This window comes from Litorivivens lipolytica (assembly GCF_014191715.1).
Lineage (GTDB): Bacteria > Pseudomonadota > Gammaproteobacteria > Pseudomonadales > Spongiibacteraceae > Litorivivens > Litorivivens lipolytica.
In genome coordinates this window covers 250,419-263,183 of the sequence record NZ_JACHWY010000003.1, presented here as the reverse complement: position 1 = coordinate 263,183, position 12,765 = coordinate 250,419, and the positions used below count along the sequence as shown (strand labels likewise).

Annotated in this window: 14 protein-coding genes; 4 read left to right on the top strand and 10 right to left on the bottom strand. The window is 58.2% G+C overall.

Annotated elements, in window-relative coordinates; genetic code table 11:
* Window positions 1-29: 29 nt before the first annotated feature.
* Genes FHR99_RS13425 through uvrD form a run of 3 tightly spaced genes read right to left on the bottom strand, consistent with a single transcriptional unit; the run spans window position 30 to window position 3,645 of the window.
* On the bottom strand, window positions 30-323 hold the full coding sequence (locus FHR99_RS13425; protein WP_183411218.1) for a Dabb family protein: 294 nt from the start codon (window positions 321-323) through the stop codon (window positions 30-32).
* A gap of 13 nt (window positions 324-336) precedes the next feature.
* Complete coding sequence (locus FHR99_RS13420; RefSeq protein ID WP_183411217.1) at window positions 337-1,464, bottom strand: TRAP transporter substrate-binding protein; 1,128 nt, start codon at window positions 1,462-1,464, stop codon at window positions 337-339.
* A 21-nt stretch (window positions 1,465-1,485) separates the two neighbouring features.
* Window positions 1,486-3,645: a DNA helicase II gene (gene uvrD / locus FHR99_RS13415; protein ID WP_183411216.1), complete on the bottom strand. Its 2,160-nt coding sequence runs from the start codon at window positions 3,643-3,645 to the stop codon at window positions 1,486-1,488.
* A 145-nt stretch (window positions 3,646-3,790) separates the two neighbouring features.
* Between uvrD and hexR the strand changes: the two genes are divergently transcribed.
* From hexR to FHR99_RS13400, 3 genes are all read left to right on the top strand, one after another.
* Entirely contained in the window at window positions 3,791-4,648 is an 858-nt protein-coding gene (hexR, locus tag FHR99_RS13410; RefSeq protein ID WP_183411215.1) for a transcriptional regulator HexR, read from the top strand.
* 80 nt (window positions 4,649-4,728) lie between these two features.
* Window positions 4,729-5,067 (top strand): P-II family nitrogen regulator, encoded by a 339-nt coding sequence (gene glnK / locus FHR99_RS13405; protein ID WP_183411214.1) that lies wholly within the window; start codon window positions 4,729-4,731, stop codon window positions 5,065-5,067.
* A 208-nt stretch (window positions 5,068-5,275) separates the two neighbouring features.
* On the top strand, window positions 5,276-5,509 hold the full coding sequence (locus FHR99_RS13400; RefSeq protein ID WP_183411213.1) for a hypothetical protein: 234 nt from the start codon (window positions 5,276-5,278) through the stop codon (window positions 5,507-5,509).
* A 9-nt stretch (window positions 5,510-5,518) separates the two neighbouring features.
* Here FHR99_RS13400 and FHR99_RS13395 read toward each other — a convergent pair whose 3' ends face one another.
* The 6 genes from FHR99_RS13395 to lptM form a co-directional block, all read right to left on the bottom strand.
* Complete coding sequence (locus FHR99_RS13395; protein WP_183411212.1) at window positions 5,519-6,217, bottom strand: HAD family hydrolase; 699 nt, start codon at window positions 6,215-6,217, stop codon at window positions 5,519-5,521.
* A gap of 69 nt (window positions 6,218-6,286) precedes the next feature.
* Entirely contained in the window at window positions 6,287-7,204 is a 918-nt protein-coding gene (gene xerC, locus FHR99_RS13390) for a tyrosine recombinase XerC (RefSeq protein ID WP_183411211.1), read from the bottom strand.
* A 1-nt stretch (window position 7,205) separates the two neighbouring features.
* Entirely contained in the window at window positions 7,206-7,898 is a 693-nt protein-coding gene (locus FHR99_RS13385; RefSeq protein WP_183411210.1) for a DUF484 family protein, read from the bottom strand.
* A 32-nt stretch (window positions 7,899-7,930) separates the two neighbouring features.
* The gene (gene dapF, locus FHR99_RS13380; RefSeq protein WP_183411209.1) at window positions 7,931-8,761 is read right to left on the bottom strand and encodes a diaminopimelate epimerase; all 831 of its coding nucleotides are present in this window, start codon (window positions 8,759-8,761) and stop codon (window positions 7,931-7,933) included.
* Window positions 8,762-8,852: 91 nt separating this feature from the next.
* Window positions 8,853-10,100, bottom strand: a complete 1,248-nt coding sequence (gene lysA, locus FHR99_RS13375; RefSeq protein WP_183411208.1) for a diaminopimelate decarboxylase — start codon at window positions 10,098-10,100, stop codon at window positions 8,853-8,855.
* The gene (lptM, locus tag FHR99_RS13370) at window positions 10,097-10,225 is read right to left on the bottom strand and encodes an LPS translocon maturation chaperone LptM (RefSeq protein WP_183411207.1); all 129 of its coding nucleotides are present in this window, start codon (window positions 10,223-10,225) and stop codon (window positions 10,097-10,099) included. The genes lysA and lptM overlap by 4 nt, the downstream gene beginning before the upstream one ends.
* 159 nt (window positions 10,226-10,384) lie before the next feature.
* On the opposite strand from lptM, the gene galE reads away from it, so the two are divergent.
* Window positions 10,385-11,401: a UDP-glucose 4-epimerase GalE gene (galE, locus tag FHR99_RS13365; protein WP_183411206.1), complete on the top strand. Its 1,017-nt coding sequence runs from the start codon at window positions 10,385-10,387 to the stop codon at window positions 11,399-11,401.
* A gap of 49 nt (window positions 11,402-11,450) precedes the next feature.
* On the opposite strand, the gene FHR99_RS13360 is transcribed toward galE, so the two are convergent.
* On the bottom strand, window positions 11,451-12,740 hold the full coding sequence (locus tag FHR99_RS13360; protein ID WP_183411205.1) for a S41 family peptidase: 1,290 nt from the start codon (window positions 12,738-12,740) through the stop codon (window positions 11,451-11,453).
* Window positions 12,741-12,765 lie beyond the last annotated feature (25 nt).

Sequence of the window (12,765 nt, the reverse complement as noted above, 5' to 3'; positions counted from 1 at the left end):
GGGCTGGCTGAAGCCGCCCCGGGTATCAATCAAATTTCTATCTGCGCAATCGCCCAGCCTTCCAGAAACGGTCCTACCACTTTTTCCAGCAGCTCGGCATGGGCCGGGCTGGCGACGTAATCGTCCAGATCGGCCTTGTTGTCGAAATCCAGCATCAGCACGTAGTCGTAATTACCCGGATAAAACTGTTTGTCCGGGCCGTGGGCGATGTTGCGAATGCTGGTCACTTGTTCGGGCAGCGCTGCGTAGGCGGCGTTAAAGGTGGTGAGCTGTTCTTCGCTGAGAGTCTGATTCCACTTCAGCAATACAAAATGACGGATCATGGGGCTTCCTTAATTACTCTTCCAAATCGCGGGTATTAATATACGCCTGCTCGGAAATACGGTGGTAATTGCTGGCGCCATCGAGGAATTTTTTCCAGCTCTGGTACACTTTTTTGGCCGTCGGGTCGCTTTCCGTCACCTCGCCATAATAATCGTAGGCCGCTTTCCGCAGATGCCGCAGTACATCATTCGGCAACTTCTTGACTTGAATATCGTGTTGATCAAGCAGGCGGTTGAGCGCGGCGTTGTTGCGCGCGGTGTACTCGTCGAGCATATCCTGATTGGCGTAGCGCGCGGCGATTTCGACAATGCGCTGCAGGTCTTTCGGCAGGCTTTCGAAGGCTTTCTTGTTGACGGTGATTTCCAGTGTCGGGCCCGGTTCGTGCCAGCCCGGGTAATAGTAATAGCGCGCAACTTCGTGCAGACCGAGCGCCATGTCGTTGTAGGGCGCGACCCACTCGGTGGCGTCGATCACTCCTGTTTGCAACGAGGTATAAAGCTCGCCGCCGGGCAGCGTCACCGCGGTTCCGCCGGCCCGTGAAAACACTTCACCGCCCACACCCGGGATGCGCATTTTCAGGCCTTTCAAATCGTCCACCGAGTTGATTTCCTTGTTGAACCAACCGGCCATTTGCACGCCAGTATTGCCGCCGGCGAGCGGAATCACATTAAAAGGCGCGTAGACCTCGCGCCACAGCTCAAGACCGCCGCCGTAGTGCAGCCAGCCATTCATCTCCTGAGCGGTCATGCCAAACGGTACGGAGGTGAAGAACGGCGCGGCGGGCATTTTGCCTTTCCAGTAATAGGCCGCGCTGTGCCCCATTTCGACACTGCCCAGCGACACGGCATCAAACACGCCCAGCGGTGGTACCAGCTCGCCGCCGCCGTAGACCTTGATCAGCAAGCGGCCACCACTCATTTCTTTTACCGCTTTGGCAAAGTTTTCCGGCGCGGTGCCGAGGCCGGGATAATTTTTGGGCCAACTGGTGACGAGCTTCCAGTGGTAGACCCGCTGATTGCCGGAGGCCGTTAGGGTGTCACTGCTGAAATCTTCCGCTTGCTCGCCAACATAGAGCCAGAACAGGCTGACGAGTGCGGCGACCAGCAGCAGAATAACGATCGATTGCTTGCGTGAATTCATAGGTTTTTATTCTTTGTTTGATTAAATCGCTTCCAGCTTGGCATAGGCCAGCACTAACCACTTACTGCCCTCGCTTTCAAAGTTCACCTGCACTCGCGCGCTGGCGCCTTGCCCTTCGAAGTTCAGGATAGTGCCCTCGCCGAAGATGGAGTGCAGCACGCGCTGCCCCAGCGTCAGCCCGCTGTCTTCGTCGGTGCTGTGCATGCTGGTATTGGCAAAGCTGACCGGCCGCGAGATCTGGGTATTGCCGCGCACTTCGCTCATTAACTCGCGGGGAATTTCCGACAGGAAGCAGGACGGCGAGTTGTAGTTGTCCTGACCGTGCAGACGTCGGGTTTCAGCGTAGGTTAAATAGAGCTGCTGTTCAGCGCGGGTAATACCCACATAGCACAGGCGCCGTTCTTCCTCGAGGCTTTGCTCTTCCATCGACATGCGGTGGGGGAACAGGTTCTGCTCCATGCCGGCGATAAAGACCACCGGAAACTCCAGGCCTTTGGCCGAGTGCAGTGTCATCATCTGCACACTGTCTTCGTATTCATCGGCCTGTTGCTCGCCTGCATCGAGGGCGGCCTGATCGAGAAAGGCGCGTAGTAGCGGTACATCTTCGTCGTCGGTTTCAAAACTGCGGGCCGCGCTGACCAGTTCCTGCAGGTTTTCCACCCGCGCCTGACCCTTTTCGCCTTTTTCCTTTTTGTGAAACTCGATCAGTCCTGAGGCTTCAATAGCGTGATCGACCTGTTCGTCCAACGGCAGCTCGGCGATGCCCTGCTCGATACCGGCGATCAGATCCACAAAGGCCTGCAGGGCGCCACTGGCGCGGGCGGGCAAGACTTTTTCACGCAGGCAAAACTGAGCGGCGGCCCACAGTGAGCAGCCCTGCTCCCGGGCAATCAGTCTAAGTTGCTCAACGGTGCGAGCGCCGATGCCGCGGGTCGGTGTATTGATTACCCGTTCCAGTGCGGCGTCATCGTCGCGGTGCAGGCTCAGGCGCAGATAGGCGAGGGCGTTGCGGATTTCTAGGCGATCGTAAAAGCGCTGGCCACCGTAGATGCGGTAGGGCAGGCCGGCACGAATCAGGTTTTCTTCCAGCACCCGTGACTGTGCGTTACTGCGATAGAGGATGGCGGTGTCGCTGCGGCTGTAATCGCCGCCGCTGGTGAGGCTGTCGATGCGCTCGGTAATAAAGCGCGCCTCATCCTGCTCGTTAAAGCCGGCGTAAACCTGAATCGGATCGCCTTCATCACCCTGACTCCACAGTTCCTTGCCGAGACGGTCGCGGTTGTTGGCGATTACCGCATTGGCCGCTTTCAGGATGGTCTGGGTGGAGCGGTAGTTTTGCTCGAGGCGGATGGTTTCAACGCCGGCAAAATCTTGGGAGAACTGCTGGATGTTTTCGATGCGGGCACCGCGCCAGCCGTAGATGCTCTGATCGTCATCACCTACGGCCGTGATGGGCACCTGCTTGCCCGCAAGCACGCGCAGCCAGGCGTATTGAATGGTGTTGGTGTCCTGAAACTCGTCGACCAGAATGTGGCGGAAGCGGCTCTGGTAGTGACCGAGTAAGGCAGGGTGGTTCAGCCAGATTTCGTGGGCGCGCAACAGGAGCTCGGCGAAGTCCACCACGCCTTGCTGTTGGCAGATTTCCTCGTAGCGGCGATAGACCTTGAGCATGGTCGTGATAAACAGGTCGTGGCCGAAGTCTTCAATATGCTGTGAGCGTTTGCCCTCGTCCTTTTGGCCGTTGATAAACCACTGTGACTGACGCGGTGGCCAGCGGCTTTCATCCAGCTCCAGCTCGCGGTGAATGCGCTTGAGCAGGCGCAGCTGGTCGTCGCTATCGAGAATCTGGAAGTTGTCCGGCAGCCCGGCTTCCTTGCTGTGAGCTTTTAACAGGCGGTGTGCGAGGCCGTGAAAGGTGCCCACCCACATGCCGGCATAGCTGTGACCCAGCAGCTCTTCAATGCGGCCGCGCATTTCCCGGGCGGCCTTATTGGTGAAGGTCACGGCCAGAATACTATGGGGTGAGTAGCCCTCGGCCTGAATCAGCCAGGCGATACGATGCACCAGAACCCGGGTTTTGCCTGAGCCGGCGCCTGCGAGTACCAGTGCGTTGCCGGGTGGGGCTGCAACGGCCTGGCGCTGAGCATCGTTAAGGTGGTTCAGAATATGAGATACGTCCATGGGGGAGCATTCTAGCGGATTTTGCCCGTGGCGAGCAGGGCTCGGCAGCCTCAATCCGGGCGGAGTCGTACGATTTCAGGAACCTTGCCGGGCTTTCCGCTACAATCCGCTCATCAGGCAGACGCTCAAGCCGAGACACCGCAACATGAAGCCCCGCAATATCATCCGCGCCATCGAAAATGGCCGCCACGAGCTGCGCAAGTCCGAGCGCAAGGTGGCGGACTTTGTGCTGGCCAAGGCCGAGGATGTTATTCATATGCGGATTGTGGATCTGGCGCAGGAATCCAATGTCAGCGAGCCGACCGTGGTGCGCTTCTGTCGGGCGATTGGCTGCGACGGGTTTCAGTCTTTCAAACTGGCGTTGGCCCAACACGTAGCTCACAGTCCACGCTATCAGCATTACCGTTTTACCGAGCAGGACTCCGCTCACGAATATACCTTCAAGGTGTTTGACGCCACCATGGAAACCCTCAAGCGGGTGCGCGACAACATTGATGTGAAGGCCATTGAAAAAGCCGTGGATGCGCTGGGCTCGGCCAATCGCGTGGAGTTCTATGGGTTTGGTGCCTCCAGTGCGGTGGCTACCGACGCCCAGCACAAATTTTTCCGGCTGCAGATTTCGTCCAGCGCCTATTCCGATCCGCATATTCAGGCGATGTCGGCCATGTCGCTGCGGCGTGGTGATGTGGTAGTGGCAATCTCTCAGTCCGGTCGGACTCAGGCCCTGATCGACGCGATTCATCTGGTGCGTGAAACCGGTGCCACCGTGATTGGTTTGGCGCCGAGTGCCACACCGGTGGCCAGAGTCTGTGATCTTGCTATCCATATCGACGTGGAAGAAGACAATGAAAACTACACGCCGCTGCCGTCGCGCATCGCCCATATGGCGGTGATCGATATTCTGGCGGTGGGCGTATCGCGAGCCAAGGGGCCGTCGGTGCGTGAGCATCTGGCCACCCTCAACCGCGGCTTGCAGTCACTGCGAATATCCCGTGAACCCTGAGTTGGGAGGCAAAAGTTGCAACCGGCAGGGCGCTGGGCTAACGTTCTCTGGTCAATGATTTCCTGTAAGGGGGAAGCTGAATGAAACTGGTAACGGCCGTCATCAAGCCTTTCAAACTGGACGATGTGCGCGCGGCACTTTCTGAAGTGGGCGTGCAGGGTATTACTGCCACAGAGGTGAAGGGCTTCGGTCGGCAAAAAGGTCACACCGAGCTCTACCGGGGTGCGGAATATGTGGTGGATTTTCTGCCGAAGGTGAAATTGGAAATCGCCGTATCTGACGATCAGGTTGAGCGCGTAATTGAAGCGGTCGCAAAGTCGGCTAACACCGGCAAAATTGGTGACGGCAAAATCTTCGTTAGCGCACTGGAGCAGGTTATTCGTATCCGCACCGGCGAAACTGGCGAAGAAGCTATTTAAAGTGTTCCCCCCAGCCCGCCTGTCCTGGCGGGCTGTTGTTTTATCTCTCCCCGCAACCGTACTTCTTAGCTTGATATAAGCGCACCTTCGAATAGAACAAAATAAACTAGCGCGCGCGACATTTGCCTATTGTGTTTTGTGCCGCGAACGGGCAATTTGCGCGAAAAAGCTTCATGTGGTGATGTAGGCAAAAAGCGAGGTTTGCATCATGGGGAGTAGTCGAAGAGACCGGTCGTTTGATGACGACTTTACCGACAGTGTAGAAGAACCGTGGGATAGCACTAACGATACTCATACACTGACCGCGCGCGAGCGCATCCGCCGCCAGTTGGCTTCAGACGTTGAAGCGTTTCTGGCCCAGGGTGGACAGATTCAACATCTGGATACCACGGCTCACGCGGAAAACTACGCGGAAAAGGTTGGCGATAACGATCTTTTTTAGGCGCATTTTTCAGCGTTCGGTCTGATCCAGTTGCTGGATCTGTCGCGGCACCTGTCGCCAGTCTGAAAAGGCAGGCCCGGTTGCCGGGTGTTTGTCGGTGATGCAGGCCTGCAGGGTGTGCATCCCCAAAGCCATTGCCGGTTCGATATCGTAGTAGGGGTCGTCGCCGATATGCAGTGTCTGTGCCGCCGTTACTCCCGCCGCCTCCAGTGCCGCCTCAAACAGTTCCGGGGCGGGTTTGCTGATTTTTAGATCCTCCGCCCGAAACGCCCCGAAAAAATAAGGTCCGATAGGCATGCGATTCACATCCGCGTTGCCATTGGTTACCGCGATCAGTCGATATTTTCCCGATAACTCAGCCAGTACCTGTTCGGCGTGGGGGAATAGTGCAACGTCCTGCCGTGCTTCCAGAAAGACCTCAAAGCTTTGCTCGGATAACTGTTGTGCCTGTACGGCATTGAGCCCGGCTTCCTGTAGCTGACAGCTAAGGCTGTCGAGTCGCCAACGGCTGATGTCGTGCTGCAGTTCCGGGTGCTTCTTCAGGTGTTGTAATCGGTAATTGCGCAGGTCTTCCTTGTCGAGCTTTGTGAAAAGCTCCGGGGCCTGCTTGCAGAGAAAATCGTAATAGATCGCCTCTGCGCGGGTGATCACATCGTCCACCGGCCAAAGGGTGTCGTCCAGGTCGAGGGTGATCAGTTTAATACTCATATGAACTCTTTCTGGTTAGCTTTCTAATTCGCTGAAAGCGCTTTACCTAATCCGCTGAGGGCTCTCCACCTATTCCGCTGAAGGCTCTTTCTTGCGTCGTGCTGCTCGCGGGTGAGCCTTGTCGTATACCTTGGACAGGTGTTGAAAGTCGAGATGGGTGTACACCTGGGTTGTCGACAGGTTGGCGTGTCCCAAAAGTTCTTGTACGGCGCGAAGGTCACTGCTGGATTCGAGCAGGTGGCTGGCAAAGGAGTGTCGCAGCATATGCGGGTGCACCGGCTGATAAATACCTTGCTTCTGCGCCATGTTTTTCAAGCGGAGCTGGATGCTGCGGGTGCTGAGGCGCTGACCGCGCTGACTGATAAATAGGGCCGGTTCGCTGCGGTCTTTGCAGTGCAGCGGCCGAACCTTGAGCCACTGCTTTAGTGCCTGCAGCGCGAGGCGTCCAATGGGCACGGTGCGGGTCTTGCTTCCCTTGCCGGTGACCGTGACCAACGCGCTTTGAAACTGAATATCGTCGCTGTTCAGCGAGACCAATTCCGACAAACGCAGGCCAGAGGAATAAAACAGTTCGGCTATGGCTTGATCGCGTTGGCTGTGCCAGTCGTCGTCCGGGCTGGCCAGCATCTGCTCCATATCTTCGGGGCTCAGGGCCTTGGGCAGGCGCTTGGGCGCTTTGGGGGCCTGGATGCCGGTGGCGGGATTGTTTTCGCAGACACCGGTTTTTACCAGGTAATTGAACCAGGTGCGCAGGGCTGAGAGCTGGCGCTGCAAGCTGCGGCCACCGGTACCACCGGCGCGGCGCTGGCTGACAAAGTGGCGCACCGCCGCCATATCAATGTCGTTCGGGCGGCGAAAGTGCTGCTGTTCGCAGAAGTCGAGAAACTGGGTGAGGTCGCGGCGGTAGCCGCTCACGGTGTGCGGGCTCAGGCGGCGAGCGGATTGCAGGTAGTCGAGAAACTCACTGACGCTCGCGGCAAGGTGCATATCACGCTTTCAGCAGCCGCGGCAGGCAGCGGTTGATGACTTCGGCGATATAGCCGAGGAACAATGTGTCCATGCTGCTCTGGAAGTGCTGTGGGTCGCGACTGCCGATGGCGATTACGCCCAGTGGTCGGTCACGGTGCAGGGGAACCACGGCCGCGGAGCCAACCTTGTCGACATTGCGCTCGCCGAACAGAAATTGAATTTCTGATTCGCGGAGGTTGCCGCAGATGGCTTTGTTGTTTTTCAGGATGCTACCGATATGGGCGCTGGCTTCGGATTCGGTGGTAACGCGCAGGCGCGAGTTACTTACTACGGGGTTGCCAAAGACGATGACGCTGGCGGCATCGATCTGGAAATTTTCGGTGAGGTGCTGGCAGAAGGCATTGGACAGTTCATCGGCGCGGCGGGCATCGACCAGCGCCAAAATGAGAGCCTTGGTTTTTTCGAATAGCACGTCGTTGCGCTGGGCGTTTTCCAGCAGGCTGCTGAGGCGGGTGCGCATTTCCATATTGCGTTCGCGCAGAATGCTCGCCTGACGTTCTGTCAGCGACACGGCCTTGCCCCTGTCCTGGGACAGCTTCAGATCTGCCAATAGATCTTCATGCTTGAGAAAAAAGCCGGGGTGATTGCGCAGGTAGCGCGCGACATCTTCTTCAGTCAGGTTGTCTTTCTTTTTATCGGTCGATGTATCCACGTCGAGATTACCTGTCACCCGGTCTATTGGATTTATATGCGCACCTGGCCTTCAAAGACGGTGGTGGCTGGCCCGGTCATGATAACGGGATGGCCTTCCCCCTGCCAGCTCAGGATCAGTTCGCCGCCATTGAGTTCGGCGGTGGCATTGCTGTCGAGCAGGCCGCGCTGCACGCCGGCTACCATAGCGGCGCAGGCGCCGCTGCCGCAGGCCAGGGTTTCGCCCACGCCGCGCTCAAACACTCGTAGCCGGAAGCGCTGGCGGTCGAGCACCTGCATAAAGCCGACATTCACGCGCTTGGGAAACCGGCCATGAGCTTCCAGAATGGGCCCCAGCGTGGCCACCGGTGCGTAGCGGGTATCGTCCACTTGCAGCACTACGTGGGGGTTGCCCATGGAGATGGCGCTGACGGTGTAGTCTCTGCCATCGGCTTCGAGGGTATAGGTCGTGGCGCGGGCGTCGGCAATAAAGGGAATCGCGTCGGGCTCGAGAATGGGGGCGCCCATGTCCACGCGCACCCGCTTCTGTTCGTCGATTTCGAGGCTGATGATGCCGCCGGCGGTCTCGACCCGGATGGGGTTGTTGCCGGTCAGTTTCTTGTCGCGTACAAAGCGGGCGAAGCAGCGTGCGCCGTTGCCGCATTGCTCCACTTCGCTGCCCTCGGCATTGAATATGCGATAGCGAAAATCCACATCCGGCCGGCTGGGAGCCTCTACAACCAGCAACTGGTCGCAGCCGACGCCGAAATTGCGGTCGGCAATTTTGCGCACATGATGGGGTTTGAGGTTGAAACGCTGGGTGATCAGGTCAACGACGACGAAGTCATTGCCCAGCCCGTGCATCTTGGTAAATTTGAGCAGCATAATCCGGCACCTGTGCGCCTCGCCGTTGGCGCGCTGTGTGATTGATGCCGGCGCTGGACTCCAAGTTGACCCCTGTCTGAGCGACGAGGGATCAGGGGAGCAGCTGTTCGCCCAGCATCAGGTCGGCGAGTGATTCCCGCGCCCGGATCAGGTGAACCTGGTCGCCATCGACCATGACCTCTGCGGCGCGTCCTCGGCTATTGTAATTGGAACTCATGGTAAATCCATAGGCGCCGGCGGAAGCCAGTGCCAGCAGATCCCCTTCTTCAATCACCAACTCCCGGTCTTTCGCCAGAAAGTCGCCGGTTTCGCACACTGGTCCCACCACATCATAAGCATTGGCGCCGCCCTCGCGCGGCCTGACCGGCAGAAGATCCATCCACGCGCTGTAGAGCGCGGGACGCAGCATGTCGTTCATGGCGGCGTCGATAATCGCGAAGTTCTTGTGCTCGTTATGCTTGAGGTATTCGACCTTGGTCAGCAACACGCCGGCGTTAGCGACCAGTGAGCGGCCCGGTTCAAACAGGAGCTTTACCTTGCGCTCGCCGAGGCGTTCGCGGATGGCGCCGATGTACGCGGCCGGGGTGGGTGGCGTCTCATCACGGTATTTCACACCAAGACCACCGCCCAGATCCAGGTGGCTGATGCTGATGCCGAGTCCGGCCAGTTCATCAATCAGCAGTAGTACCCGGTCGAGGGCGTCGAGGAAGGGGCTGACGTCGGTGAGCTGGGAGCCGATATGGCAATCCACGCCGATCACATTGATGTGTTCAAGATCGCGGGCACGGGCATAGACCTGTGGCGCTTCCTTGATATCAATGCCGAATTTATTGTCGCGCAAACCGGTGGAAATATAGGGGTGGGTCTGGGCGTCGACATCCGGATTGACGCGGATGGAGACCGGCGCCAGCAGTTTCAGGCTGCCGGCGACGCGATTCAGGCGTTCCAATTCCGATGAGGATTCCACATTGAAGCAGCCAATCCCGGCCTTGAGGGCCTCGGCCATTTCGTCTTCGGTTTTGCCGACGCCGGAAAATACGACTCTTTTGGCATCGCCACCGGCAGCCAGTACACGCGCCAATTCACCGGCAGAGACGATATCAAAGCCGGCGCCGAGGCGCGCCAGTACGTTCAGCACACCGATATTGGAGTTGGCTTTGACCGCATAGCAGACCTGATGATCCATACCTGCCAGGGCGTCGGTGTAATTGCGGTAGGCGGTTTCGATATGGCGGCGGGAATAGACATACGTGGGGCTGCCGAAGGTGCCGGCGATGTCGCTCAGGGCCACATTTTCGGCGAACAGCTCGCCGTTCTGGTAAGTAAATTCAGCGCTCATTGGGCCTGTTCCTGTGTATTGCCGGCGGCGTTCCCATTGGAATTGTCATCGGGCAGACGCAGCGGGCCTTTCTGGCCGCAGCCTGCAAGCAGTATCAGGGCAAAAAAGAGGCAGAAAACACGCATGGTACTGAGCCTGATTGTGGGGGCGTTCCCGCAAGAACGCGCCGCTGAAAGTAAAAGGCCGGCATTATACCGAAAAGCCCGGCGGTTGCCTGCCCGTGGCGATTGCTGAACAATAGCCTTCTTTTTCAAATTCAGGGATTTTTAACAGTGGCAGCAGGCATGAAGCGCATTCTGGTAACCGGTGGTAGCGGTTATATCGGCAGTCACACGGTGGTGGAGCTGCTCAAGACCGGTTGTGAGGTGACGATTGTCGATAACCTCAGTAACAGTCATCGGGTGGTGTTGGAGCGCATTGCGGCCATCAGCGGTCAGTCGCCGGATTTTATCGAGGGCGATATCCGTGACCGGGCGCTGCTGGAACGCGCGTTGAAGCATTCCAAGGCGGAGGCGGTGATTCACTTTGCCGGGCTCAAGGCGGTGGGCGAGAGCATTGAGCTGCCGCTGAAATACTACGACAACAACGTTAACGGCACCCTGGTGTTGTGCGAAGCCATGCAAACGGTGGGTGTGAAAAATCTGATCTTCAGTTCCTCGGCCACGGTATACGGCTCAGAGGCGGAGGTGCCCTACCGCGAAGATATGACCTTGGGCCGCGCCACCAATCCCTATGGCGCCTCCAAGGCCATGATCGAGCGCATACTTGATGATCTGTGCGCCGCCGACAGTGACTGGTCTGTGGCAGCCCTGCGCTACTTCAATCCCATCGGGGCCCACGAGTCGGGCCTGATTGGCGAGGATCCGCAGGGTATACCCAACAATCTGATGCCCTTTATCAGCAAGGTCGCCGTGGGGCAGCTGCCGGAGTTGGCGATTTTTGGTGATGACTACGATACGCCCGACGGCACCTGTATTCGCGATTATCTGCATGTGGCGGATCTGGCTGACGGACACGTTAAGGCGCTCAAAGCCTTGTCCAAGCCGGGTTACCATGTATTCAATCTCGGTACCGGCCGTGGATATTCGGTGAAGGAAATGGTTGAGGCCTTCCAGCGGGTAACCGGTCAGCCGGTAGCGCATCGGATCGCGCCGCGTCGGGAAGGTGATCTGGCAGCGGTGTGGGCCGATGCCGATAAGGCCAAGCGCGAGCTCGGCTGGTCAGCGGACACACCGCTCGACAAGATGATGGAAGATACCTGGCGCTGGCAGAGCGGGAATCCCCGCGGATACGCCCAATAAGCTCGTTTGCGGGTTGCTCCCAAGGGGCAACCCAAGACCACAGTCGCGCTTAGCCTTTCGGTCTGACGCGCTCGCCCATCAGATAAATCCCTTTCAGCAGGTTCAGCGCTTCAAATAGCTGATTGTCGTCTTCGGCTAGTGAGTTGCCGCCTTCAACTTTCCGTCGTGTGCTGCTTGAACTTTCATTGCCATCTGCGCGGGTCAAGTGGCCGTGCAAGTCGGCCTCGGTGACTTCATCGCCTTGCCCCAGCGTTTGCACCCGCGCACGTTCCAGTACGATATCCGGGCTGATGCCCTGCGCCTGAATGGAGCGGCCATTGGGTGTGTAGTAGCGCGCCGTGGTGATCTTGATCGCGCGGTCGCGACTGAGTGGCAATACGGTTTGCACCGAGCCCTTGCCAAAGCTCTGGGTGCCCGCAATCAACGCGCGTTTGTGATCCTGCAGGGCGCCGGCCACAATTTCTGACGCCGAAGCTGAGCCGCCATTAATCAACACCACCAGCGGTGTGTCGTCGGCGGGCTCCGTGGCACTGGCTTCGAAAATGGTTTTGGAGCTGGGAATGCGGCCCTCAGTGTAGACAATCGTGCCTTCGTTCAGAAAGATATCGGCCAGCTCGATGGATGATTGCAGCAGTCCGCCGGGGTTGTTGCGCAGGTCGAGCACCAGTCCTTTCAGCGGCTGATTACTGCGCTTGAGTTTATCCAGTTCGCGGCGGAAGTCGTTGGCGGTTTTGGTCTGGAACTGGGCGATACGGATATAACCGAAACCCGGTTCCAGAGTTTTGGAGCGCACGCTGGCGACGGTAATAATGTCGCGGGTCAGCGTGATATCAAAGGGCGCGTTGACACCTTCGCGCACTACCGTCAGCACGATTTTTGTACCCTTGCGGCCGCGCATGGCGTCCACTGCTTCCTGCAGGCTCATGCCTTTGACTGGCTTGTCATCCAGTTCGATGATCAGGTCGCCGGCGCGAATGTCGGCCCTTTGGGCGGGGCTGTCATCGATGGGCGAAATAACTTTGACGAAGCCGTTTTCCATGCCCACTTCTAGGCCCAGGCCGCCGAATTCGCCGGTGGTATTGGTTTGCAGGTGGTCGTAGGAGCTGGCGTCGAGAAAGGCCGAGTGCGGGTCGAGGCCGTTGAGCAGGCCGCGGATGGCGTCTTCCAGCAGCTCGCGGTCGTCGACTTCGTCCACATAGGCACTGCGCACCTGATTAAACACGTCCGCAAACAGTCGTAGATCTTCCAGCGGCAGTTCGGTCTCGGTTGGCGCTTCTTGGGCGCCGGCATTCAGGCTGAGGCAGCCCGCCAGGGCTAGGGTCGAAAATAGTCGCTTCATTGCGTGGGTATCACTCCGCTTGCAT

Coding starts and splice junctions, on each gene's coding strand:
- FHR99_RS13425 (WP_183411218.1), bottom strand. CDS start 323: ATGATCCGTCATTTTGTATTGCTGAAGTGGAATCAGACTCTCAGCGAA.
- FHR99_RS13420 (WP_183411217.1), bottom strand. CDS start 1,464: ATGAATTCACGCAAGCAATCGATCGTTATTCTGCTGCTGGTCGCCGCA.
- uvrD (WP_183411216.1), bottom strand. CDS start 3,645: ATGGACGTATCTCATATTCTGAACCACCTTAACGATGCTCAGCGCCAG.
- hexR (WP_183411215.1), top strand. CDS start 3,791: ATGAAGCCCCGCAATATCATCCGCGCCATCGAAAATGGCCGCCACGAG.
- glnK (WP_183411214.1), top strand. CDS start 4,729: ATGAAACTGGTAACGGCCGTCATCAAGCCTTTCAAACTGGACGATGTG.
- FHR99_RS13400 (WP_183411213.1), top strand. CDS start 5,276: ATGGGGAGTAGTCGAAGAGACCGGTCGTTTGATGACGACTTTACCGAC.
- FHR99_RS13395 (WP_183411212.1), bottom strand. CDS start 6,217: ATGAGTATTAAACTGATCACCCTCGACCTGGACGACACCCTTTGGCCG.
- xerC (WP_183411211.1), bottom strand. CDS start 7,204: ATGCACCTTGCCGCGAGCGTCAGTGAGTTTCTCGACTACCTGCAATCC.
- dapF (WP_183411209.1), bottom strand. CDS start 8,761: ATGCTGCTCAAATTTACCAAGATGCACGGGCTGGGCAATGACTTCGTC.
- lysA (WP_183411208.1), bottom strand. CDS start 10,100: ATGAGCGCTGAATTTACTTACCAGAACGGCGAGCTGTTCGCCGAAAAT.
- lptM (WP_183411207.1), bottom strand. CDS start 10,225: ATGCGTGTTTTCTGCCTCTTTTTTGCCCTGATACTGCTTGCAGGCTGC.
- galE (WP_183411206.1), top strand. CDS start 10,385: ATGAAGCGCATTCTGGTAACCGGTGGTAGCGGTTATATCGGCAGTCAC.
- FHR99_RS13360 (WP_183411205.1), bottom strand. CDS start 12,740: ATGAAGCGACTATTTTCGACCCTAGCCCTGGCGGGCTGCCTCAGCCTG.